Below are 25104 nucleotides of genomic sequence, written 5' to 3'. Positions count from 1 at the left end.
CGGCATTCCGCCGTCGGGATGATAAAAGATCAAGACCGCTTTCTGTTTATTGCGAGGAGTATATTTCATGGCTGATACCCGTATTAATAATGGCTACACCGAAACGCTGGCGACCGGGCCTGCTGGATTGCCGTTAAAACGTATTTCCTGGAGCGCCGTGTTTGCCGGTGTCATTTGTGCGTTGATCGTTCACATTATCCTGACGCTGCTGGGAACCGCCATTGGTGCAACAACCATTGATCCGATGAAAGAACAGAATCCACTCGACGGCCTGGGCACAGGTGCGCTGGTCTGGACTGCCATTGAAATGCTGGTCGCGATGGCTGCAGGTAGTTATGTTGCAGGCCGACTGGCTCAGCGCGAAGGCGCACTGCACGGTTTACTGATGTTTGGCCTTAGCACAATTTTCACTATTTACCTGGCTATTGCGCTGGCGACCAGTGTATTAGGCGGCGCGATGAATATTGTGGGCTCAGGCTTCCAGGCGCTGGGTAGTGGTATTTCCGCCGCTGCGCCATCCGTTACCCAAATGGCAAAAGACAAACTGCAGGAGAGTAATATTAATTTAGATAACCTGCAGAACGAACTGGAAACGACTTTACGCCAGACCGGGAAACCGGAATTACAGCCAGAGAACTTAAAGCAGGATGCAAATAAAGAAGCGCAGAATGCTGAAAACCAGGCTAACAACACCGCAAACCATCCACAGACAGCGGATACTGATCTGGCTAACTGGTTAAAAGGGGTGATGGATCGTCATTCCGATACCCTGCAGGCAGCCGATCGTGATGCGCTGAAAAATATTATCAAAGCGCGCACCGGCAAAAGCGATCAGGAAGTGGATCAGATCGTGGCCAAAACTGAACAGAGCTATCAGCAGGCGGTTCAGAAATATCAGGAACTGAAACAGCAGGCTGAACAGAAAGCGCGTGAAGCCGGTGAAAAAGCCGCTGCTGCGACCGCGAAAGCGAGCTGGTATGCCCTGATTCTGCTGATCATCGAAGCAGTGCTGGCAGGCGTGATGGGTATGGTAGGTCGTCGTACTCAGCCTCATCAGGTGCTGTCACACGAACGTCGTTAATCATCACTGAATAACAGGCAATAAAAAAGGCGGCTGAGAAGCCGCCTTTTTCTGTACTGAGACTTAGCGCTTTAACGCTTCGCTCAGCTCATCACGCATGTTCGACAGCATCGATTTCACCACACGTGGGTTACCCGCGACCAGGTTACCTGACAGCAGATAGCCGTGGTTGCCGGTGAAATCAGTCACCAGACCGCCCGCTTCACGGACCAGCAGTTCACCCGCCGCAAAATCCCACGGCTTCAGGCCAATCTCAAAATAGCCATCTACGCGACCGGCAGCCACATAGGCCAGATCCAGCGCAGCAGAACCGGTGCGGCGGAAGTCAGCACACTGGGTAAAGAGTTTGGTCATGATATTCATGTAAGCCGGCGCGTGCTGCTTCATTTTGAACGGGAAGCCGGTCGCCAGAACGGTGCCATCCAGATCGCGTGCCGTGCTGCCACGCAGACGATAGCCATTCAGCTGAGCGCCCTGACCGCGTGAAGAGGTGAAGAGTTCATTGCGCATTGGATCGTAAACGACGGCGACTTCGGTGCGGCCTTTAATGCGCACAGCGATAGAAACAGCAAAGTGGGGTAAACGTTTGATGAAGTTTGAGGTGCCATCCAGCGGATCGATAACCCATTGAACATCCTGATCTTCGCCCGCCAGTTCACCGCTTTCTTCGGTGATGATGGTATGTTTCGGGTAAGATTTACGAATAATTTCGATAATCAGGCGTTCTGCTTCGCGGTCAACATTCGTTACGAAGTCGTTGCTGCCTTTCTGGCTGGCTTCGACGGCGTCCGGGGTTTCATAATATTTGGCAATTAAATTTCCGGCCTTGCGCGCTGCGCGCACGGCAATGTTGAGCATTGGATGCATCGGTATCTCTCGCTGGATGTTAAAGAACGGGGAAAACGGCGCGGAGTATAGCAGCGTGTTCGGTAAATGTCCTGCTTTATGTTAATATTCTCTCTACTGATTTTACTGACCCGTTTCTGAGTATCCCTAATCATGTTGCAAAATATTCGTATCGTGCTGGTCGAGACTTCTCACACCGGTAACATGGGCTCCGTTGCGCGCGCCATGAAAACCATGGGCTTAACCAACCTCTATCTGGTTAACCCACTGGTCAAGCCTGACTCACAGGCTATCTCACTCGCGGCCGGTGCCAGCGACGTTATCGGCGACGCAAAAATTGTCGACTCTCTGGATGAGGCCATTGCCGGATGCAGTCTGGTGGTCGGCACCAGCGCACGCTCCCGCTCGCTGCCCTGGCCGATGCTGGATGCGCGCGAATGTGGCGTGAAAAGCGTGGAAGAGGGCCAGCAGGCACCGGTTGCGCTGGTATTTGGTCGCGAACGTGTCGGCCTGACCAATGACGAGTTGCAGAAGTGCCACTATCACGTCGCGATTCAGGCAAACCCGGAATACAGCTCGCTGAACCTGGCGATGGCCGTACAGATTATCGCCTATGAAGTGCGCATGGCATGGTTACAGGCGCAGGAGCAGGCCAGCCCGCCGCCGCAGTATGAAGAGTCACCTTATCCACTGGTGGATGACCTGGAGCGTTTCTATCAGCATATGGAACAGATGATGCTGAACAGCGGCTTTATCCGTGAAGTCAGTCCTGGCCAGGTGATGAGCAAACTGCGCCGTCTTTACACCCGCGCCCGCCCGGAACGCGATGAGCTGAACATCCTGCGCGGCATGCTTTCGTCGTTTGAAAAGCGAAAAAACGATAAAAAACAAGCAGATAATAGTTGAGTAAATTACCAGGTTAAATACCTGACTAATTTACCAGGTTAAATAGTTGACCAATTTACTCGGGAATGGCAGACTTCAGAGCATCTGTTGCTAATCCTCCGATAACCGGACGCTATTGAGGTCGTACGCTATGAGACTGACATCCAAAGGACGTTATGCCGTTACTGCAATGCTGGACGTTGCCCTTCACTCCCATGAAGGCCCGGTCCCGCTGGCTGATATTTCAGAGCGTCAGGGCATTTCGCTCTCCTATCTGGAGCAGTTATTCTCCCGATTGCGTAAAAATGAGCTGGTTTCCAGCGTACGTGGTCCGGGCGGCGGTTATCTGTTGGGCAAAGCGTCTAATACCATCTCTGTCGGTGAAGTGATCACTGCCGTTGATGAGTCTGTTGATGCCACCAAGTGCCAGGGTAAAGAAGGCTGCCAGGGCGGCGAGCGTTGCCTGACCCACGTGCTGTGGCGCGATCTGAGCGTGCGTATCAGTGACTTCCTGAACAATATTACACTGGCTGAGCTGGTGAATAATCAGGAGATCCTGGATGTAGCCGATCGTCAGAATGCTATTGATAATCGTCGCTTCCAGAGCCCGCGCACGCAGGAAATTAACGTCAACCAACGCGCCTCGTAATCCCCGCTGTTGCGGCCCTTACTGCTAACGCGGTCAGGGCCGAATCTGCTATAAAGACGTATGATTTTTTATACGGAGCTGTAGCGCAATGAAATTACCGATTTACCTGGATTACGCCGCCACCACGCCGGCCGATCCGCGTGTGGCCAGCAAAATGATGCAGTTTCTGACGCTGGATGGCACGTTCGGTAATCCGGCCTCGCGATCGCACCGTTTTGGCTGGCAGTCTGAAGAAGCGGTTGATGTTGCGCGTAATCAGATCGCCGAGCTGGTCAATGCCGATCCGCGTGAAATCATCTTTACCTCAGGCGCCACTGAATCCGATAACCTCGCGATTAAAGGCGCAGCTCACGCCCATCAGGCGCGCGGCAAACATATCATCACCAGCCAGACAGAACACAAAGCGGTGCTTGATAGCTGCCAGCAGCTTGAGCGTGAAGGCTTTGCTGTCACTTATCTCACCCCGGCGGCTAACGGCATTATCTCGCCTGACCAGCTGCGTGCGGCGCTGCGCGACGACACGATTTTAGTCACCCTGATGCACGTTAATAATGAAACCGGGGTGATTCAGGATATCGCCGCCTTTGGCGAACTCTGCCGCGAACGTGAGATTCTGTTTCATGTGGATGCGACCCAGAGCGTCGGCAAGCTGCCTATCGATCTCAGCCAGTTACCGGTCGATTTGATGTCCTTTTCTGCCCACAAACTCTATGGCCCGAAAGGCATCGGCGCACTCTATGTCCGGCGTAAACCGCGTGTGCAGATTGCTGCGCAGATCCACGGCGGCGGACATGAGCGCGGTATGCGATCCGGGACATTGCCGGTGCATCAGATTGTCGGCATGGGCGAGGCGTATCGTATCGCAGCAGAAGAGCGCGAAACCGAGATGGCGCGGCTGCAGACTCTGCGCGATCGTCTGTGGCAGGGCATCAGCACACTGCCCGACGTCACCCTCAATGGCGATCTGCATCAGAGCGCACCGAACATTCTTAACCTCAGTTTTGCTGACGTTGAGGGTGAATCACTGATCATGGCGCTGAAAGATCTGGCGCTCTCTTCCGGCTCGGCCTGCACCTCCGCCAGCCTGGAGCCTTCCTATGTATTGCGGGCGCTGGGCCTGAGTGAAGAGCTGGCGCACAGTTCGCTGCGCTTCTCGCTGGGACGCTTCACTACCGAGGAAGAGATCGACTACGCCATTGCCCTGGTGCAGAAATCAGTGACCCGTCTGCGGGCCTTAATGAAATCCTGACACCCGGTCATAGTCCGGAAATTGCGCCTATATTTGCACTTCGCTGGCAACACCTGACGGAATCTGTTATCAGGTCTCTCTGCGAATTATATTTAACATCTTATTAAAGCCGTTATAACAATCAGGCTGGATGAAACAGATAACGATTATGGAGCTTTTCGATGACCACACAACCCATGAATATTACGCTTAGCAGCCAGCCCGCCGATGCGCGCTGGGGCGAAAAAGCGATTCTCAGCAGCAACGACAGCGGCATGACACTGCATCTGACCGGCGCGGATGCGCTGAATAGCATTCAGCGTGCGGCTCACAAAATCGACAGCCAGGGGATCCGCCATGTGGCGCTGACCGGCGAAGGCTGGCACCTTGAGCAGTGCTGGGCATTCTGGCAGGGCTTCCGTGGTCCGAAAGGCCAGCGTCAGGTTGAGTGGCCGGCGCTGGGGGAACATGAGCAGGCGGAGTTTGATCGCCGTCTGAAAATTATCGACTGGGTGCGCAACGTTATTAACCTGCCTGCGGAAGATCTGGGGCCGGAACAGCTGGCGCACAATGCAGTCGATCTGATCAGTGAAGTGGGCGGCAGCGCCGTCAGCTATCGCATCACCAAAGGCGACGATCTGCGGGTACAGGGGTATATGGGCCTGCACACCGTTGGACGCGGTTCAAATCGTCCGCCGGTATTTCTGGCGCTCGATTACAACCCGACCGGCGATGACGATGCCCCGGTCTACGCCTGCCTGGTCGGTAAAGGCATCACCTTTGATACCGGTGGCTACAGCCTGAAGCAGAGCAGCTTCATGGACTCAATGAAATCTGACATGGGCGGCGCGGCGACCGTCACCGGCGCGCTGGCCATGGCGATTTCGCGCGGTCTTAACAAGCGCGTGAAACTCTATCTCTGCTGTGCCGATAACATGGTCAGCAGCAACGCCTTTAAACTGGGCGACATCATTCGCTATCGCAACGGTAAATCGGTGGAAGTGATGAACACCGATGCGGAAGGGCGTCTGGTCCTGGCCGACGGTTTAATCGACGCCAGCGAGCAGAACCCGACGATGATCATCGATGCTGCGACGCTGACCGGTGCGGCTAAGACGGCGCTGGGCAACGATTACCATGCGCTGTTTACCTTTGATGATGTGATGGCACAGTCGCTGATGGGCAGCGCGGTGAGTGAGAACGAACCTTTCTGGCGTCTGCCGCTGGCCGAATTCCATCGCAGCCATCTGCCGTCTAACTTCGCCGATCTTAATAACATCGCCAGCCCGTCACATGCGGCGGGTGCCAGCAGCGCGGCAGCGTTCCTGTCACACTTCGTCAGTAACTATCAGCAGGGCTGGCTGCATATCGACTGCTCCGCGACCTATCGCAAAGGCGCAGTTGACCAGTGGGCGGCGGGTGCAACAGGTCTTGGCGTGCGTACCCTCGCCAATCTGTTACTGAAATAAGCCGATCTCAGCGGTGGCTGATGCCGCCGCTGTTCAAAGGAAAACTATGAACCGTCTTGAAGAGGTGCTGAAGCTGGCGGCCACTGAGCCAGCTCACCGGCCCGAATTTTTTCAGCTGCTGCTGGAAGCTGATGCGTGGGTGCCAGGTGAAAGCACCACGCAACAGCTTGATGCCAGCACGCCCGTTGATCTGCAGCACTGGGAAAAAGAGGATGGCAGCAGCATCATTCCTTTTTTCACGTCAGAAGAGGCGATGAGTGAAGCGGTGAGCGGTGAGCAGTCCTGGCTGCGTCTGCCGGTACGGACGCTGTTTGAGATTACACGTGGCGAGACGCTGTTTCTCAATCCCAAACTGCCTTCCGGTAAAGAGTTTACTGCGGCCGAGATCACCCATCTGCTAGCTGAAGAGGGCAGTGCGCTAAGTCAGCAAACCGTGCTGGAAGGCGGACAGCCACTCTTGCTGTCTGAGGTGGCTGAACCCCCTGCGCAGATGATCGACTCACTGACTCAGCTCTTTACTAAGCATAAGCAGGTGCGTCGCGCGTTTATCGCCAGTATCCGTGAGCGGGCTGACGAAGCGCCCAATCTGCTGATTGGCATTGAAGCGGACAGCAACATTGAGACGATCATTCAGGCGGCAGGTAGCGTGGCAACCGATACGCTGCCGGACGACGCGCCGGTTGATATCTGTGAGGTGACGCTGAACGATCGCGGCATCAGCCACTTCTTTACCGCCCATATCACGCCATTCTATGAGCGTCGCTGGGGCAGTTTCCTGCGCGACTTCAGGGGCAGTGAGCGGATTATCTGAGACAACAAAGTAAACAGGCGGCTCATGGGCCGCCTGTTTTTTATTTCGCGATAGGTAAGTCGTCGCGACTGCCCCATTCGCCCCAGGATCCGTCATACAGCGTGACATCCCGTGCGCCCAGCGCCGTCAGCGCCAGAATCACCACCACTGCCGTCACGCCTGAGCCACAGCTGGCGACCACCGGTTGGGTGATATCGACGCCCGCATCGGCAAACAGCGTCTGAAGTTCCGCCTCCGGCTTGAGTTTTCCCTGTTCAACCAGGCTGTTCCACGGCACGTTCAGGCTGTTGGGAATATGTCCGCGATGCAATCCGGGACGTGGTTCATCCACTTCGGCGTTAAAGCGATTGGCAGGACGCGCATCAATAATCTGTGCGCCGCCTTCATGGCTGATCAGCAGTACGTCCGTCAGGCGCTTCACCCGGCTTTCATCTGCGTGGGCCTCAAACTCACCTTCCGGCAGATTCACTTCGCCGGTTGCCAGCGCAAAACCGGCTTCTTTCCAGCCCTGCAAGCCCCCGGCCAGAATCGACACCTGAGCCACACCAAAGGTTTTCAGCATCCACCAGGCGCGTGGCGCAGAAAAGAGATTACCCTCGTCATACACTACCAGGTGCTTATCACTGCTGACACCCAGTTCACGCATCGCGACGGCAAAACTTTCGGCGCGGGGCAGCATATGGGGATAAGGGCTGGTGTGATCGGAAAGCGCTTCAATATTGAAGTAAGGGGCGTCGGGTAAATGACCCGCCAGATATTCGGCCCGGACATCGCGGACCGCTTCCATACCGGGTGGCAACAAACGTGCATCCAGCACCTGAAGCCGCTCATCGTTGTAGTGCTCTTGTAACCAGTCGGCGGACACAAACAGTGGCGTCGTCATAACAACCTCATCTCAGCAATCTGTCATACCAGTGTCAGGGAATGTGCGCACCATCTCAAGAGAAGCGTTGATTAAATGCGAGCATTGATATGAAATTGCGCGGCGTAATCAAACGACACTCCCTGCGTCCCGGTGAAGGAACTACCATGAAGAAACGCAATACCCGGCTGCTGCTCAGCATGCTGATCGGTGGCTCGCTGCTGTCAGCGACCCTGTTACCTGCTTTGCCTCTCCAGGCGGCAGAAGCACCCGCAACCTCCCAGGTCAGCAAACCGCTGACGATTATCGATCTCTCGGAACTGCAGATCGATAATGCCGCTGCGCTGGTCTTAACCTTCAGTCAGCCGCTTGATGATAAACAGGATATCGCGCAAAAAGTCAGGCTGACCGACGATAAACAGGGCCGGGTGGATGGTGGCTGGGAGCTTTCCGCTAACCGCAAAACGTTGCGCTTCCGCCATCCCGAGCCGTCGCGTCACTTCACCGTCACGGTGGATGCGGGACTGCGCGCGGCCAGCGGTGAGACGCTTGCCGCCGATTACAGTCAGAAAATCGCCACCCGTGATATCCAGCCGATGGTGGGCTTTGCCAGTCGCGGTTCACTGCTGCCGCTGCGTATCACCCAGGGACTGCCGGTGCTGGCGCTGAATGTTGACCAGGTCGATGTCGATTTCTTCCGGATAAAGAATGCCGGCCTGGCGGAATTTCTCTCGCAGTGGAATTACGGCAACAACCTCTCAAGCTGGCAGTCGCAGGAGCTGCTGAAAAGCAGCCAGCTGGTCTATAGCGGACGCTTTGAGCTCAACCCGGCGCGTAACACACGTGAAAAACTGCAGCTGCCGATGCGTGACATTACCGCACTTCAGCAGCCGGGCGTCTATCTGGCGGTGATGAAGCAGGCCGGTACTTATCGCTACAGCCAGCCCGCCACGCTTTTCACCCTGAGCGATATTGGCCTGTCACTGCATCGCTTCCCGACCCGGTTTGAACTGTTCGGCCAGAGTCTGGCAGACGGTCAGCCGCTTTCCGGAGTCAGCGTCAGGTTACTGGATGAGAAGGGGCAGGTGCTGCAAAGCGGTACCAGTGACAGCACCGGTCATCTGAGCCTCAAGGCGGATGAAAAAGGCAAGCTCCTGCTGGCAATCCTGGGAGAACAGACCTCAATGATCGACCTGGCGCGTCCGGCGCTGGATCTCGCTGAGTTCCCGGTCGCCGGGCCGCAGGGCTATGACAAACAACTGTTTATTTTTGGTCCACGCGATATCTATCGTCCTGGCGAAACGGTCATCGTGAATGCGCTGCTTCGTGATGCCGACGGACACCCCTTGCCCGCGCAGCCGATCAAAGCAGAGCTGGTGCAGCCCGATGGCCAGGTGATGCGGACTTTTGTCTGGCAGCCTGAAGCAGGATTCTACCAGCAGCGACTGGCGCTGCCCGCGTCGGCCATGACCGGCGACTGGATGTTGCGACTGAATACCGGCGATAACCTCAAGCGCGAGTGGAAGTTTCACGTCGAAGATTTTCTGCCGGAGCGTATGGCGTTAACCCTGAAAAACGACCCTCAGCCGCAGGCCGCTGATGCCAGTGTTGAGTTCGGTATTGAGGGGCGCTATCTCTATGGCGCCCCGGCAGCAGGTAACACGCTACAGGGTCAACTCTATCTGCGACCGGCACGCGAGGCGGTGACTGCACTGCCAGGCTACCAGTTTGGTGACATCACCGAAGAGGGGTTAAAGCGCACGCTGGATGAGGTGGATCTCAAGCTTGACGCCAGCGGTAAAGCACAACTCACGGTAGAAAATCAGTGGGATCAGCTCCACTCCCCGCTCAATCTGATCCTGCAGGCCAGCCTGCTGGAGACCGGCGGACGTCCGGTCACCCGTCGTGCCACCCAGGCCATCTGGCCCGCTGAAGCGCTGCCAGGTATCCGGCCGCTGTTTGGTAACAAGGCGGTTTATGACTACCGCAGTGACAGCTATCACGATGAGCCGACCGTGCCGGAACAGAGCCTGGCCGAATTCGACATTGTCTATGCCAACAGTCAGGGCAAAAAACTGGCGGCAGAGAAGCTGGATGTTCGCCTGATCCGTGAACGTCATGATTACTACTGGAGCTTCTCTGACAGCGAAGGCTGGCAGTCGCAGTATAGCGACAAGGATCTGCAGGAAGATGAACGCGCCATCTCTGTCCCGGCTGATGGCAGCACCAAAGTCAGCTTCCCGGTCGAGTGGGGCCACTACCGGCTCGAAGTGCAGGCGGGCGAGAAGATCGTCAGCAGCGTGCGGTTCCAGGCGGGTTATGACTGGCAGGATAACACCAACGGCACGGGTGCATTGCGCCCGGATCAGGTCAGACTGAAGCTGGACAAAGCCGCTTACCAGCCGGGCGATACCGTGCATCTGCAGGTTGAGTCACCGGCAGCCGGTAAAGGTTACCTGATGGTGGAGTCGAGCAGCGGCACGCTCTGGTGGCAGCCACTGACCGTACCAAAGGGCGGCACAACGGTGGATGTCCCTGTTGCTGAGAGCTGGCAGCGTCACGATCTCTACTTCAGCGCCATCGTGGTGCGTGACGGCGATAAGGTCAGTGGCGCAACGCCAAAACGCGCGGTGGGGCTGTTGCATCTGCCGATGGCGACGGAGGCGCGCCGCTTAAATCTGACGCTGGATGCGCCCGATAAAATCCGTCCTGAGCAACGCCTGACGGTAAAAGTTCACGCCAGTCGTGACGGCGGCCCGCTGCCTGAAAAAGTGAATGTACTGCTGTCAGCAGTGGACAGCGGCGTTCTGAGTGTCACGGATTATAAAACCCCCGATCCGTGGCAGGCTTTCTTTGGCCGCAAACGCTACAACGTCGATCAGTACGACGTCTTTGGCCAGCTGATTGAAGGCGGTGGCCGGCTCGCGGCGCTGCGTTTTGGTGGTGATGGCGAGGATGAATCGATGACGCGCGGCGGTAAAAAGCCGGTGACGCACGTCAATATCGTGGCGCAGCAGTTACAGGCAGTGACACTGGATAAAGAGGGCAACGGATCGATTACGCTGCCGATCCCGGCCTTTAACGGTGAGCTTCGGCTGATGACCCAGGCCTGGAGCGATGACAGCTTCGGCGCGGCAGAGCGCAAACTGGTGGTTGCGGCGCCGCTGATCAGCGAACTGGCCACCCCGCGCTTCCTTGCCAGCGGCGATACAGCCTCACTGGCGCTGGATCTCACTAACCTGACCGATCTGCCGCAAACCCTGAACGTGGATCTGAGCAGCAGTGGCTTAGTGGATCTGGCCGGGGCTGCCAGCCAGAGCGTGACGCTGGCCAAAGGCGCACGTACCACACTTCAGATTCCGGTCACGGCGAAAACCGGCTTTGGTGATGGCGAGGTCGCCGTGCAGATTTCCGGTCTGAACCTGCCGGGCGAGCAGGTTAAGCCCAGCAAACAGCAGTGGAAAATCGGCGTCAGGCCACCTTATCCGGCCCGGACGCTGAATTTCGATGCCGTCATCAATCCCGATCAGCCCTGGCAGGTCGCGGCAGCCGCGTTTACCGGGCTGGATGCTCAGACCCTGAGTGGACAGCTGACGCTGAGCAATCGTCCGCCGCTCAATATCGCCAGCTATATCAGTGCGCTTTATGCCTATCCCTACGGCTGTCTGGAACAGACCACCAGCGGCCTCTGGCCGTCGCTCTACACCAGCCATGCTGAGCTGACCGCGATGGGGATAAAAACCAGCAGTGATGAGGCGCGCCGGGCCGCCGTCGACACCGGCATTGCCCGTCTGGCGGGCATGCAGCGGGCCAACGGTGGCTTCGGGCTGTGGGACAAACAGAGTGAGGAGGAGTTCTGGCTGACGCCTTACGTGACCGATTTCCTGCTTCGCGCCAGCGAGGCGGGCTATGCGCTGCCGGATAATGTAGTTGAGCGCGCTAACGCACGGCTGCTGCGCTATCTGCAGGATCCCGCGCAGATCAGCGGCGGCGGCAGTGATAACAACGCCGCGCTGCAGTTAAGCGTGCAGGCTTACGCCGGACTGGTGCTGGCGCGTCAGCAGCGTGCGCCGCTGGGTGCGCTGCGCGCCTTGTATGAAAAGCGTGAGAAGGCCCGCTCCGGCCTGGCGCTGATGCAGCTTGGCGTGGCGCTGAAGCTGATGGGTGACGGGCAGCGCGCATCGCTTGCGATCATGCAGGGTGCCAGTCTGACGCGTTCAGATAAAGAGTGGTATGGCGACTATGGCAGCACGGTGCGCGATCAGGGGATGATGATAGCCCTGTTAGCAGAGAATAAGCTGCAGCCTGATTTGCAGAATAGTCTGCTGCTGTCGCTGTCAAAAGAGGTCAACGGCAAGCGCTGGTTCTCGACTCAGGAGAATAACGCGCTCTATTTAGCGGCGCATACGCTGCAGCGTGCGCAGGGCGGAAGCTGGCAGGCGCAGCTGTCGGGCAATGCACAGCCTCTGCAGGGCGATGCGCCACTGAATAAAGGGCTGGGGGCTGAACGACTGTTGCAGGGCTTAGCCGTCAGTAATCCGGGCAGTGCGCCGCTGTATGGTCGTCTGGATGTCACCGGTTATCCGCTGGCCGCGCCACAGCCGGAGAGCAATGTGCTCGGGATAAAACGTGAATACTTTACGCTGGATGGCAAAGCCGCCGATCTCAGCAATCTGCGCAGCGGCGAGTTGCTGGTGGTGCGTCTGACCGTTTCGTCGAAGCGCAGCATCACCGATGCGCTGGTGATGGATCTGCTGCCTGCCGGTCTGGAGCTGGAAAACCAGAACCTGGCTGACAGCAGCGCCAGCCTCGGCGACAGTGCGGATGCGCTGAAGGAGAGCATGGGTGACATGCAGCAGGCTGACATCAGACACATTGAGTTCCGTGACGATCGCTTTGTGGCGGCACTGGCGGTAGATACTTATCGTCCCGCGACGCTGGTCTACCTGGCGCGGGCGGTCACACCGGGGCGCTATCTGATGCCACCACCGCAGGTCGAGTCGATGTATGTGCCGGAGTGGCGCGCCACCGGCAGCACGCCGTCGCAGCTGCATATTCAGTAAGTGACGCGACGCGTGGTAAACATCAGCAGCATCAAAAAGTGGTGGCTCGCGCTGCCGCTTTTTTTTCTGGCGCTGTGGCTGGCGATATGGGGGCTGGATCGGCTTTTCCCGCTGCCGCTTAAACAGGTTCAGCCTGCGCGGGTGGTTGTTGCCAGCGACGGTACACCATTGTGGCGCTTTGCAGACAGCAAGGGGATCTGGCGCTATCCGGTCACGCCAGAGGAGGTGGCTCCGGCCTATCTGCAGGCGCTGCTGACCTATGAAGATCGCTGGTTCTGGTATCACCCCGGCATCAATCCCCTGGCTCTGCTGCGCGCCGCCTGGCAGGATCTGCGCCATCAGAGCGTCATTTCCGGAGGCAGCACGCTGACCATGCAGGTGGCACGCCTTATCGACCCGCAACCCCGGACGCTGCGCGGCAAGCTGATTCAGGCGTGGCGTGCGCTGCAGCTGGAGTGGCATCTTTCCAAACGTGACATCCTGACGCTCTACCTTAACCGTGCGCCCTTTGGCGGCACGCTGGAAGGGGTGGGCGCGGCAAGCTGGAGCTGGCTGGGAAAAGCCCCGTCACAGCTGACGTCGGGCGAGGCGGCGCTGCTGGCCGTTTTGCCGCAGGCACCCAGCCGTCTGCGGCCCGATCGCTGGCCGGAGCGGGCAGAAGCCGCACGCAACAAAGTGCTGGATCGGCTGGCGGAATACCGCATCTGGTCCGCTGAACAGGTGGCGGAAATCCGTCAGGAGCCGGTGTGGCTGCCGCCGCGCCAGATGCCACAGATGGCGCCGCTGCTGGCCCGGCGGCTGCTGTCGATCAGCCACAGCGATAAGATTGTCTCTACGCTTGACCCCTCACTGCAGCGCGAACTGGAAAGCCTGGCGCTGAATGTTAAAAATCAGCTTCCTCCACGCACCTCGCTGGCGATGCTGGTGGTGGATCACACCACCATGGCGGTTCGCGGCTACGTCGGCTCGGCTGACTTTACCGATGACAGCCGTTTTGGCCATGTGGATATGATCGCCAGCGTGCGTTCGCCAGGCTCGGTGTTAAAACCCTTTATTTACGGGATGGCGCTGGATGAGGGGCTGATTCATGCTGAATCACTGCTGCAGGATGTGCCGCGTCGCTTTGGTGATTACCGGCCAGGCAACTTCGATACCGGATTTCACGGGCCGGTCAGCGCCAGTGACGCGCTGGTGCGGTCGCTGAATCTGCCTGCGGTGCAGCTTCTGGAGGCGCTGGGACCGAAAAACGTTGCAGCGCGCCTGCGCAATGTCGGTCTCAACTTACGTTTTCCCCCCGGCGCTGAACCTAATCTTTCCCTGATTCTCGGCGGCACCGGAGCGCGCATGGATGAGATCGTGGCAGCCTACAGCGCCTTTGCCCGCCACGGCAACGCCGGCCAGCTGCGCTGGATGCCCGATCAACCCTTACAGCAGCGGCCGCTGCTTTCGCCTGAGTCGGCGTGGATCATCCGGCGTATCCTGGCCGGGGAAGCGCAGCCCGCGGGCAATGGCAGCGTACCCGATGTGGTGCCACTGGCCTGGAAAACCGGCACCAGTTATGGCTACCGCGACGCCTGGTCGGTGGGGATCAATCCCCGTTATCTGATTGGCGTCTGGGTCGGAAGACCGGATGCCACGCCGGTTGCCGGGCAGTTTGGTTTTGCCTCTGCCGTGCCCGTCATGAATCAGATCAACAGCCTGCTGATGAGTCGCCTCGGCAGACGTGACGTTCCGGGCGATCCGCGCCCGGCCTCGGTGACGGTGGCGAGCATTTGCTGGCCTGGCGGTCAGCCGTTGCCCGCCGGAGACGAAAACTGTCGCCAGCGGCGGCAAAGCTGGGTCGCCGCCGACACGCTGCCGCCGACACTGCTGGCTCCCGGCCAGGAGAGCCTCAGCGGATTACGTCAGGGCTACTGGCAGAATGCGCAGGGACTGCGCGTCGCAGCTGATTGCCCCGGCGCCACCCGCCATGAACGGCTGGTCTGGCCGCTGCCGCTGGAAGCCTGGCTGCCGCCTCAGGAGCGGCGGGCGCAACGCCTGCCTCCTGTTGATGCCCGATGTCCGCCATTACAGCAGGGCAGCAGCGCGCCGCTGATCGTTACCGGCGTGATTGAGGGGCAAATCGTCAGACCGCTGCCGGGCAGGAGCGCGCTGACGATCCCGGTCGCGGTGCAGGGAGGGCAGGGCGCGCAGCGCTGGTGGTTCCTGAATGGTGAGCCTCTGATGACGCAGAATGCCGCAGACAGCCTGTCGCTGCAGCTCGATCATCCGGGCGAGTATCAGCTGGTGGTGATGGATGAAGAGGGGCAACTTTTCTCGGTCACCTTCAGCCGGGGCTGACGCTTTTTTGCGCTAAATCATAACTATGGCGCGTTTGCTTCGACTCAGATCAAGATTTTTCATCAAATTAGGGATCTCTGATAGGCAACGCCGGACTCAGCCCCTATAATCGGCGCCGTTTCTTAACCGGGGCGGACGCCACCGGTTTCTTCAGAACGTCAAGACAGAGGTCATCATGGCAATCGAACGTACTTTTTCTATCATCAAGCCAAACGCCGTCGCTAAAAATGTGATTGGTGCTATCTACAACCGTTTTGAAAGCGCTGGCTTCAAAATCGTTGGCGCAAAAATGCTGCAGCTGAGCAAAGAGCAGGCTGAAGGTTTTTACGCTGAGCACCAGGGCAAGCCATTCTTCGATGGTCTGGTTGAATTCATGACCTCTGGCCCGGTTGTTGTTTCCGTGCTGGAAGGTGAAAATGCCGTTCAGCGTCACCGTGACCTGATGGGTGCCACTAACCCGGCAAACGCACTGGCTGGCACACTGCGTGCTGACTACGCTGACAGCTTCACCGAAAACGCCACGCACGGTTCAGATTCTGCTGAATCCGCTGCCCGCGAAATCGCTTATTTCTTTGGCGAAAACGAAATCTGCCCACGTACCCGTTAATCGCCTGGCGATAAACGTTACGTCGGCTTTACAAAAATCTGCGTAGGGGAGGTCACTCCCGCCTGTTATCAGGCTGCAGATGTTGTACAATATTGCGCCTTCATTGACTCAGCTTAATGAAGGCGCAATTTTTTTCACCTATCCCTGAACAGCGCCATAACGTGTAACAACGAGGCCAGAGAATATTATGTCCGAACAGATTGTGACGTCCGCGTCCGCATCCCCTATTATCGTCTCCCCCAAAAGCCAGAAAATAAACCTGCTGGATCTCAACCGTCAGCAGATGCGCGAATTCTTCCTGTCGCTGGGCGAAAAGCCTTTCCGCGCCGATCAGGTCATGAAGTGGATTTATCACTACTGCTGCGATGACTTCGAGCAGATGACCGACATCAACAAAAAGCTGCGTAACCGGCTGATGGAGCTGACGGAGATCCGCGCGCCAGAAGTGGCAGAAGAGATGCGCTCCACCGACGGCACCATCAAATGGGCCATTCGCGTGGGCGACCAGCTGGTGGAAACGGTCTATATCCCGGAAGGGGACCGCGCCACGCTCTGTGTCTCTTCACAGGTGGGTTGTGCGCTGGAGTGTAAATTCTGTTCGACCGCACAGCAGGGTTTTAACCGTAACCTGCGGGTGTCAGAAATTATTGGTCAGGTGTGGCGTGCGGCGAAAATTGTCGGCGCAGCGAAAATCACCGGCCAGCGTCCTATCACCAACGTGGTGATGATGGGCATGGGCGAGCCACTGCTCAACCTCAATAACGTGGTTCCGGCGATGGAGATCATGCTGGATGACTTCGGTTTTGGTCTGTCGAAGCGTCGCGTGACCCTCTCCACCTCGGGTGTGGTGCCTGCGCTGGATAAACTGGGCGATATGATCGACGTCGCGCTGGCGATTTCCCTGCACGCGCCTAACGATAAGCTGCGTGATGATATTGTCCCGATCAACAAAAAGTACAATATCGAAACCTTCCTGGCGGCGGTGAAACGCTACATTGGCAAATCCAACGCCAATCAGGGACGCGTGACCATCGAGTACGTGTTGCTGGATCACGTCAATGACAGCACAGATGATGCGCATGAACTCGCCGCATTACTGAAAGAAACACCGTGTAAAATCAACCTGATCCCCTGGAACCCCTTCCCGGGCGCGCCTTATGGCCGTAGCTCCAACAGCCGCATTGATCGTTTTTCCAAAGTCCTGATGGACTATGGTTTTACTACCATCGTGCGTAAAACCCGTGGCGATGATATCGATGCCGCCTGTGGTCAGTTAGCCGGTGAGGTGATCGACCGTACCAAGCGTACGATGCGTAAAAAAATGGCGGGTGAGGCCATCTCTGTGAAGGCTCTCTAGAAGAGTGACTCAGAGCGTTTCCTGAAGTGATGACGCGTGGCAGGCTGCAGCCTGTCAACGTCAACCGGATGGAAACGATTATGCGTAACGGATTACCTGCAGTTTTACTGGCGCTGTTTGTTGTAAGCGGGTGTGTCAGCCAGCATCACGAACCCGGAGCAGAAGAGGTGCGTCTGCAGTTAGGGATGCACTATCTGGCGGGTGGCGACTATGCCGCGGCTGAGCGAAACTTTCTGCGGGCACAGGCCGCCGCGCCAGAGGATTACCGGGTCTCGCTTGCGCTGGCTCGACTGGCGCAGAAGCAGGGTAATCAGACAGCGGCGCAGGCACGGTTTATACTGGCACAGCAGCAGGCCCCGGATAATGGTTTTGTTGCTAACAATTACGGTGCGTTTCTCTGCGCTTTAAGGCAGTATGGCGAAGCGCATCAACAGTTTAGTCGGGCAAGCGCAGCACCGCAGTTTGATGCACGCAATGACGCGCTTGAACTGGCAGGGTTTTGTTATCTGCAGGCTGGCGATATTGCCGCTGCCCGCAGGACACTACGCCAGGCCATTGAGGCTGACAGACGCAAAGCTGATTCGCTGCTGTCGGAAGCTGAAAAGCAGATGGCAGATAACCATCTGGCGAAGGTGCAGATTTTGCTTGATGTTTACCAGCAACAGCTGCCCGCAACGGCACGAAGTCTGGCGTTACACTTACGTTTCGCCGCGCTACAGGGAGATGCCGCTGACGTTTCACGTTATGGCGACCAGTTAGCGCGACGTTTTCCGCAATCGATACAGTACCAGCGTTATTTAGCTAATGAATACTGAAGCCACTCAAGAAAACTCTGCATTACATTCAACAGGTGAACGCCTGCGTCTGGCCCGTGAGCAGATGGGGCTGACGCAGCAGAACGTCGCTGAACGCCTGTGCCTGAAACTTTCTACCGTGCGTGATATCGAGGAAGACAAATCGCCTGCCGATCTGGCCTCCACGTTCCTGCGCGGATACATTCGCTCCTACGCGCGTCTGGTGCACATTCCTGAAGAGGAACTGCTGCCGATGATGGCGAAACAGACACCGATTCGGGCTTCAAAGATCGAGCCGATGCAAAGTTTCTCACTGGGCAAACGCCGCAAGAAACGCGACGGCTGGTTGATGATTTTCACCTGGCTGGTGGTGTTTGTGGTGGTGGGTCTGACCGGTGCATGGTGGTGGCAGAATCATAAAGCGTCGCAGGATGATCTGGTGCCGATGACCGATCAGAACAGCAGCGGTGATAGCGGCCAGTCGATTCCGCTTGGTGAATCCAGCGGTGACAGCGCGGCACCTGCCGCGCCTGACGAAAGCAATACCACCAGTGACAACAGCGCAGCGAGTGCGCCAGCGAGTGCGGCTCCGGCCGCCAGCGCCAGCAATAGCGCGACCACCGCACAGCCAGATACCACCAGCAATGCCGTGGTTTCGCCGAGCCAGGCGCCCGTAGACAACTCAGCGGCTGCACCTGCGGCCACGAATACCAATACCAGCACGGCACCTCAGATGCCAGTAGGTGCAGCGGCGGTCAGTGAACCGGCTGCTGATCCTAATGCGGTGGTGATGACCTTTAACGCCGACTGCTGGCTGGAAGTGAGCGATGCCACCGGCAAAAAACTGTTCAGCGGCATTCAGCGCAGTGGTGGTAAACTCAGCCTCGCAGGAACGCCTCCGTATCGTCTGAAAATTGGCGCGCCTTCCGCTGTTCAGGTGCAATATCAGAATCAGCCCGTTGATTTAAGTCGTTTTATCCGTAATAACCAGGTTGCTCGCCTGACGTTGGGTGCGCAATAACAGCGTATCGCGTACCGGGCAATTGTGGAGAAGAAATATGCATAACGAAGCACCCATTATCCGTCGTAAATCCAAACGCATTTACGTCGGCAAGGTGCCGGTCGGTGACGGCGCACCCATCGCTGTCCAGTCGATGACCAACACCCGCACCACTGACGTGGAGGCGACGGTAAATCAGATCAAAGCCCTTGAGCGAGTCGGTGTCGACATCGTTCGTATCTCGGTGCCTACCATGGATGCCGCAGAAGCATTCAGACTGATCAAACAGCAGGTAAACGTCCCGCTGGTTGCAGATATTCATTTTGACTACCGCATCGCCCTGAAAGTCGCCGAGTATGGCGTCGACTGCCTGCGCATCAATCCCGGTAATATCGGGAACAATGAGCGTATCCGCATGGTGGTCGACTGCGCGCGCGACAACAATATTCCGATTCGAATTGGCGTGAACGCCGGTTCGCTGGAAAAAGATCTGCAGGAAAAGTATGGCGAGCCGACGCCGCAGGCGCTGCTGGAATCTGCCATGCGCCATGTCGATCATCTCGACCGTCTTAACTTCGATCAATTCAAAGTCAGCGTCAAAGCCTCTGACGTCTTCCTCGCGGTTGAATCTTATCGTCTGCTGGCGAAACAGATTGAACAGCCACTGCATCTCGGTATCACCGAAGCGGGCGGCGCGCGGGCAGGCGCAGTGAAATCGGCGATTGGACTGGGTCTGCTGCTGTCAGAAGGGATCGGCGATACGCTGCGTATCTCGCTGGCCGCCGATCCGGTAGAAGAAGTCAAAGTCGGTTTCGATATCCTGAAGTCACTGCGCATCCGCTCTCGTGGCATCAACTTCATCGCCTGTCCGACCTGCTCACGTCAGGAGTTCGACGTTATCGGCACGGTCAACGCGCTGGAGCAGCGTCTGGAAGACCTGATCACCCCGATGGATGTCTCCATTATCGGCTGCGTGGTCAACGGACCCGGCGAGGCGACCCTCTCTACGCTGGGCGTGACCGGCGGCAGCAAGAAGAGTGGTTTCTACGAGGATGGTGTGCGTCAGCGCGATCGTCTCGACAACAATGACATGATCGATCAGCTGGAAGCGCGCATTCGTGCTAAAGCGTCGATGCTGGATGCCAGTCGCCGTATTGATGTGCAGCATCTGGAAAAATAATGGCGTACGCGGTCTGCGTGCGTGACTTTTTTGACTGAACCTGTGCGGTTTCATCCTCATAAGGTATGATGCCGGACAGGTTTTTTTGCATTAAGAGATTCTAACGTGGCGAAGAATATTCAGGCGATTCGCGGGATGAACGACTACCTGCCTGCGGATACCGCCCTCTGGCAACGGATTGAAGGCGTTCTCAAGCAGACGCTGGCGAGCTACGGTTACAGCGAAATTCGCTTACCGCTGGTGGAACAAACCCCACTGTTTAAACGCGCCATCGGTGAGGTCACCGACGTGGTTGAAAAAGAGATGTATACCTTCGAAGACCGCAACGGTGAAAGCCTGACACTGCGTCCGGAAGGCACTGCAGGTTGCGTGCGAGCCGGTATTGAACACGGTTTACTCTACAACCAGGAGCAGCGCCTGTGGTATATGGGCCCGATGTTCCGCTATGAGCGTCCGCAGAAAGGCCGCTATCGTCAGTTCTACCAGATTGGCGTGGAAGTGTTTGGTCTGCAGGGACCGGACATCGATGCTGAACTGATCATGCTGAACGCCCGCTGGTGGAAAGCTCTGGGTATCTCTGAGCACGTTCGTCTGGAACTCAACTCTATCGGTTCGCTGGAAGCACGCGCGCATTATCGCGACGCGCTGGTCGCCTTCCTTGAACAGCACAAAGAGGTGCTGGATGAGGATTGCAAACGCCGCATGTACACCAATCCGATGCGCGTTCTCGACACTAAAAATCCCGATATTCAGCAGTTACTGAATGATGCGCCACAGCTTGGCGACTATCTTGATGACGAATCACGTGAACATTTCAGCGGCCTGTGTGCCCTTCTGGATGACGCCGGGATCAGCTACACCGTCAATCAGCGTCTGGTACGCGGGCTTGATTATTACAATCGCACCGTGATTGAGTGGGTCACCGATAGCCTGGGTTCACAGGGCACGGTATGTGGTGGCGGCCGCTATGATGGCCTGGTTGAGCAGCTCGGTGGCCGCGCAACACCTGCCGTTGGCTTTGCCATGGGCATGGAGCGTCTGGTACTGCTGGTTCAGGCGGTTAATCCTGAATTTGAACCGACGAGCAATGTGGATGTCTATGTTATCGCTTCAGGTCAGGGCGTGCAGTCTGCAGCAATGCAGCTGGCTGAGAAATTGCGTGATGAAGCGCCAGAACTGAGGCTGATGACCAACTTTGGTGGCGGCAACTTCAAGAAACAATTTGCCCGTGCTGACAAGTGGGGCGCTCGCGTCGCACTGGTGTTAGGCGAGGATGAGGTCAAAGCCGGTCAGGTCGTCATTAAAGATCTGCGCCGTGGCGAGCAGCAAACGCTGGATCAGGCAGAGGCTGCTGCTGTCTTGCGCTCGCTGTTACAGTAAGCGTGACACAGCACCAACCATAGAAAGGAGAGGGATTGCGTGGAAGTGTATAGCAATGAGAACGAGCAGACCGACGCGCTGCGCAACTTTTTTGCCAACAATGGCAAAGCGTTAGCTATTGGCGTGGTGATCGGCATTGCTGCGCTGGGCGGCTGGCGTTACTGGAGCAGTCATCAGGACGATACGGCGAAGACAGTATCAGCGCAGTATCAGCAGCTCACCAGCGCCATGCAGGCCGGCAAACCGGAGACGCTGGAAGCGGTAGACCGTTTTGCCAGTGAAAACAGCAACACCTACGGTGCGCTGGCTGCAATGGATCTGGCGAAGCAGTATGTTGACGCCGGTCAGCTTGATAAAGCCGCGACGCTGCTGCAAAACGGACTGAAAGATACCAAAGATGCCAATCTGCAGGCGGTGATTAACCTGCGCCTGGCACGCATTCAACTGCAACAGAATCAAGCGGATGCGGCGCTTAAAACCCTTGACGGTGTGAAGGGTGATGGCTGGACAGCCATTGTGGCCGATATTCGCGGCGAAGCGCTGCTGACCAAAGGCGACAAGCAGGGCGCGCGCGATGCCTGGAGTAAAGGGGTTGAATCTGACGCCTCTCCGGCATTGAAGCAAATGATGCAGATGAAGATGAATAACTTAAGCTAAGCCAGTCAAGAGAGAGCGCATGGAATTACGTAAATACCTGCTGCCGGGACTGATTTCAGTCACTTTGCTCAGCGGTTGTTCGCTGTTTAGCGGCGAAGAAGATGTAGTAAAAATGGCCCCGTTGCCGAAGGTGGAAAATCAGTTCACGCCACAGAAAGTGTGGAGCACCTCAGTAGGCGATGGTGTCGGTGATTTCTACTCAAATCTGCATCCTGCCTGGCAGGATAATACGGTTTATGCTGCCGACCGCTTTGGTATCGTCAAAGCGCTGGATGCCGCAGACGGTAAAGAAAAATGGAAAGTCGATCTCTCTGAGAAAACCGGCTTCTTCTCTAAAAACCGCTCAGCCATGTTATCAGGCGGCCTGACGGCTGATGGCGATCGGGTCTATGTTGGCAGCGAGCGCGGCCAGGTTTATGCCCTTAACAGCAGTGATGGCAGCCTGGCGTGGCAGACGAAAGTCGCCGGTGAAGCCCTGTCACGTCCGGTAGTCAGCGATGGTCTGGTGCTGGTTCATACCAGCAACGGCATGTTGCAGGGTCTGGATCAGAGCAGCGGTGCCGTGAAGTGGAGCGTCAACCTGGATATGCCAGCGTTGTCTCTGCGCGGTGAATCTGCTCCGGCTGTCGCTTTTGGTGGCGCGATTGTCGGGGGCGACAACGGTCGTGTCAGTGCCGTGGTGCTGAACCAGGGACAACTGATCTGGCAGCAGCGTATTTCACAGGTCAGCGGTGCCACTGAGATCGATCGTCTTAACGATGTCGATACCACACCGGTTATCGTCAATGGCGTGGTTTACGCGCTGGCGTACAATGGCAATCTGACAGCACTGGATCTGCGTTCCGGCCAGATTTTGTGGAAACGCGAAATTGGCGGTGTGAAAGATCTGATTGTGGATGCCGGCCGCATCTATCTGGTCGATCAGGACGATCGTGTGATTGCGCTTAACGCTGACGGCGGTGTCGCCATCTGGCGTCAAAGCGATCTGCTGCATCGCAACCTGACTTCGCCGGTGCTCTACAACGGCTATCTGGTTGTCGGCGACAGCGAAGGTTATCTGCACTGGCTGAACACCACGGATGGTCGTTTTGTTGCGCAGCAGGAACTGGATAGCTCAGGCTTCCAGACCGAGCCGGTGGTCGCCAGCGATAAGCTGCTGATCCAGTCGAAAGATGGTGAGGTTTATGCGATTACCCGTTAACGGGTAAACGTCTGGCAGGTGAAATTCTCCGTTCCGACGGCTCCTGATTTAATCAGGGGCCGTTTCGTTTTTAGTCAGGCATGGTATTCTTTGCGCCTTAAGCCTGAACTTGACGGCCAGAGCCGTTATAATCACGCCATTCGGGCGATTAATTATTTATTGAGGCATTTTGTTATGGTACCTGTGGTCGCGCTGGTTGGGCGTCCCAATGTGGGAAAATCTACGCTATTTAACCGCTTAACCCGCACACGTGATGCGCTGGTAGCGGATTTTCCTGGACTGACTCGCGATCGCAAATATGGTCGCGCCGAAGTGGAAGGGCGCGAATTTATTGTTATTGATACCGGTGGTATCGACGGCACCGAAGAGGGTGTTGAAACGCGGATGGCCGAGCAGTCACTGCTGGCGATTGAAGAAGCGGATGTCGTGCTGTTTATGGTCGATGCGCGTGCGGGCATGATGGCCGCCGATCAGCAAATCGCTAAGCATCTCCGTTCCCGCCAGAAAGCGACTTTTTTGGTGGCCAACAAAACTGACGGGATGGATCCTGATCAGGCGGTTGTGGACTTCTATTCACTGGGCCTGGGCGAGATTCACGCCATTGCGGCATCGCATGGTCGTGGTGTCAGCAGCCTGATAGAAGAGGCACTGCTGCCATGGATGGACAAAGTTGAGACGGTCGAGCTCACGGAAGAAGAAGAGAATCAGGCGTACTGGGCTGCGCTTGAAGCTGACGAGATTGCTGAGCAGGAAGCCGCAGAGGAAGAAGAAAACTTCGACCCGACGGGCCTGCCGATCAAACTGGCGATTGTTGGCCGTCCTAACGTAGGTAAGTCAACGCTTACCAACCGTATTCTCGGTGAAGACCGCGTGGTGGTCTACGATATGCCGGGCACCACCCGCGACAGCATCTATATTCCGATGGAGCGTGATGGACGTGAATACGTTCTGATCGACACGGCGGGCGTGCGTAAGCGTGCCAAAATCTCTGACACCGTAGAGAAATTCTCGGTGATCAAGACGCTGCAGGCGATTGAAGATGCCAACGTGGTGATGCTGGTCATTGATGCCCATGCCGGTATTTCCGATCAGGATCTGTCGCTGCTTGGCTTCATTCTCAACAGTGGTCGTTCGCTGGTGATTGTGGTCAACAAATGGGATGGCTTGTCGCAGGAAGTTCGCGATGAAGTGAAAGAGACGCTGGACTACCGTCTGGGCTTTATCGATTTCGCCCGCATCCACTTTATCTCTGCGCTGCACGGCAGCGGCGTCGGTAATCTGTTTGAGTCGATCACTGAAGCCTATGACTGTTCGACGAAGCGCGTAAACACCTCGCTGCTGACCCGCATCATGAATATGGCGGCAGACGATCACCAGCCACCGCTGGTACGCAGTCGTCGCGTTAAGCTCAAATACGCGCACGCGGGGGGCTATAACCCGCCTATCGTGGTAATCCACGGTAATCAGGTTAAGGATCTGCCCGATTCTTACAAACGCTACCTGATGAACTATTTCCGTAAATCACTCAACGTGATGGGAACGCCAATTCGTATTCAGTTCAAAGAGGGTGATAACCCTTATGAAGGCAAACGTAACCTGCTGACACCAACGCAGCAGCGTAAACGTAAGCGTCTGCTGGCGCATATGAAAAAGAACAAGCGTTAAGAATAGAGGGCCATCTGGCCCTCTTTTTT

19 protein-coding genes are annotated in these 25104 nt (G+C 56.8%); 17 read left to right on the top strand and 2 right to left on the bottom strand.

The window, feature by feature from the left end:
• The first annotated feature begins 67 nt into the window (after window positions 1–67).
• Window positions 68–1081 (top strand): TIGR04086 family membrane protein, encoded by a 1014-nt coding sequence (locus tag EPG66_RS10335; protein ID WP_115757905.1) that lies wholly within the window; start codon window positions 68–70, stop codon window positions 1079–1081.
• Window positions 1082–1144: 63 nt separating this feature from the next.
• Here the strand turns inward: EPG66_RS10335 and suhB are convergent, their stop codons facing one another.
• Window positions 1145–1948, bottom strand: coding sequence for an inositol-1-monophosphatase (suhB, locus tag EPG66_RS10330; protein ID WP_008926709.1), 804 nt, complete (start codon window positions 1946–1948; stop codon window positions 1145–1147).
• Between the two features lie 132 nt (window positions 1949–2080).
• Here suhB and trmJ point away from each other — a divergent pair, with 132 nt between their 5' ends.
• The 5 genes from trmJ to sseB all read left to right on the top strand — a co-directional run bounded on the left by trmJ (window position 2081) and on the right by sseB (window position 6969).
• Window positions 2081–2833: a tRNA (cytosine(32)/uridine(32)-2'-O)-methyltransferase TrmJ gene (trmJ, locus tag EPG66_RS10325; RefSeq protein ID WP_182686691.1), complete on the top strand. Its 753-nt coding sequence runs from the start codon at window positions 2081–2083 to the stop codon at window positions 2831–2833.
• Between the two features lie 130 nt (window positions 2834–2963).
• On the top strand, window positions 2964–3461 hold the full coding sequence (iscR, locus tag EPG66_RS10320; protein ID WP_010257591.1) for a Fe-S cluster assembly transcriptional regulator IscR: 498 nt from the start codon (window positions 2964–2966) through the stop codon (window positions 3459–3461).
• Window positions 3462–3549: 88 nt separating this feature from the next.
• Window positions 3550–4710 carry an IscS subfamily cysteine desulfurase gene (locus EPG66_RS10315; RefSeq protein WP_031592489.1) on the top strand — a complete coding sequence of 387 codons (1161 nt, stop codon included), beginning with the start codon at window positions 3550–3552 and terminating at the stop codon, window positions 4708–4710.
• A gap of 161 nt (window positions 4711–4871) precedes the next feature.
• Complete coding sequence (pepB, locus tag EPG66_RS10310) at window positions 4872–6158, top strand: aminopeptidase PepB (RefSeq protein WP_039389617.1); 1287 nt, start codon at window positions 4872–4874, stop codon at window positions 6156–6158.
• A 46-nt stretch (window positions 6159–6204) separates the two neighbouring features.
• Window positions 6205–6969 (top strand): enhanced serine sensitivity protein SseB, encoded by a 765-nt coding sequence (gene sseB / locus EPG66_RS10305; protein ID WP_083069236.1) that lies wholly within the window; start codon window positions 6205–6207, stop codon window positions 6967–6969.
• Between the two features lie 40 nt (window positions 6970–7009).
• Here sseB and sseA read toward each other — a convergent pair whose 3' ends face one another.
• Window positions 7010–7852, bottom strand: a complete 843-nt coding sequence (gene sseA, locus EPG66_RS10300; RefSeq protein ID WP_069025282.1) for a 3-mercaptopyruvate sulfurtransferase — start codon at window positions 7850–7852, stop codon at window positions 7010–7012.
• Between the two features lie 146 nt (window positions 7853–7998).
• On the opposite strand from sseA, the gene EPG66_RS10295 reads away from it, so the two are divergent.
• The 11 genes from EPG66_RS10295 (at window position 7999) to der (ending at window position 25075) form a co-directional block, all read left to right on the top strand.
• Entirely contained in the window at window positions 7999–12894 is a 4896-nt protein-coding gene (locus tag EPG66_RS10295; RefSeq protein ID WP_182686689.1) for an alpha-2-macroglobulin family protein, read from the top strand.
• Window positions 12895–15234, top strand: coding sequence for a peptidoglycan glycosyltransferase PbpC (pbpC, locus tag EPG66_RS10290; RefSeq protein ID WP_182686688.1), 2340 nt, complete (start codon window positions 12895–12897; stop codon window positions 15232–15234).
• A gap of 175 nt (window positions 15235–15409) precedes the next feature.
• Window positions 15410–15841 (top strand): nucleoside-diphosphate kinase, encoded by a 432-nt coding sequence (ndk, locus tag EPG66_RS10285; RefSeq protein WP_003848684.1) that lies wholly within the window; start codon window positions 15410–15412, stop codon window positions 15839–15841.
• A 187-nt stretch (window positions 15842–16028) separates the two neighbouring features.
• Window positions 16029–17198 carry a dual-specificity RNA methyltransferase RlmN gene (gene rlmN, locus EPG66_RS10280; protein ID WP_031594242.1) on the top strand — a complete coding sequence of 390 codons (1170 nt, stop codon included), beginning with the start codon at window positions 16029–16031 and terminating at the stop codon, window positions 17196–17198.
• An 80-nt stretch (window positions 17199–17278) separates the two neighbouring features.
• Window positions 17279–18013 (top strand): type IV pilus biogenesis/stability protein PilW, encoded by a 735-nt coding sequence (gene pilW, locus EPG66_RS10275; protein WP_031594241.1) that lies wholly within the window; start codon window positions 17279–17281, stop codon window positions 18011–18013.
• Window positions 18003–19013, top strand: a complete 1011-nt coding sequence (gene rodZ / locus EPG66_RS10270) for a cytoskeleton protein RodZ (protein WP_031594240.1) — start codon at window positions 18003–18005, stop codon at window positions 19011–19013. Before pilW ends, rodZ begins: the two co-directional genes overlap by 11 nt.
• A 37-nt stretch (window positions 19014–19050) precedes the next feature.
• Window positions 19051–20172, top strand: coding sequence for a flavodoxin-dependent (E)-4-hydroxy-3-methylbut-2-enyl-diphosphate synthase (gene ispG, locus EPG66_RS10265; protein ID WP_003848692.1), 1122 nt, complete (start codon window positions 19051–19053; stop codon window positions 20170–20172).
• Between the two features lie 105 nt (window positions 20173–20277).
• Entirely contained in the window at window positions 20278–21552 is a 1275-nt protein-coding gene (gene hisS, locus EPG66_RS10260) for a histidine--tRNA ligase (protein ID WP_010257545.1), read from the top strand.
• A gap of 39 nt (window positions 21553–21591) precedes the next feature.
• Window positions 21592–22209 carry a YfgM family protein gene (locus EPG66_RS10255; RefSeq protein ID WP_039390780.1) on the top strand — a complete coding sequence of 206 codons (618 nt, stop codon included), beginning with the start codon at window positions 21592–21594 and terminating at the stop codon, window positions 22207–22209.
• Between the two features lie 19 nt (window positions 22210–22228).
• Window positions 22229–23410 (top strand): outer membrane protein assembly factor BamB, encoded by a 1182-nt coding sequence (gene bamB / locus EPG66_RS10250; RefSeq protein ID WP_031594239.1) that lies wholly within the window; start codon window positions 22229–22231, stop codon window positions 23408–23410.
• Window positions 23411–23584: 174 nt separating this feature from the next.
• Window positions 23585–25075 (top strand): ribosome biogenesis GTPase Der, encoded by a 1491-nt coding sequence (gene der / locus EPG66_RS10245; RefSeq protein WP_010257536.1) that lies wholly within the window; start codon window positions 23585–23587, stop codon window positions 25073–25075.
• Window positions 25076–25104: the final 29 nt, after the last annotated feature.

This window comes from Pantoea pleuroti (assembly GCF_014156615.1).
GTDB classification, from domain to species: Bacteria; Pseudomonadota; Gammaproteobacteria; order Enterobacterales; family Enterobacteriaceae; genus Pantoea; species Pantoea agglomerans.
Note: the sequence above shows the minus strand (reverse complement) of the source record. Positions and strands in the feature narration are given on the sequence as shown.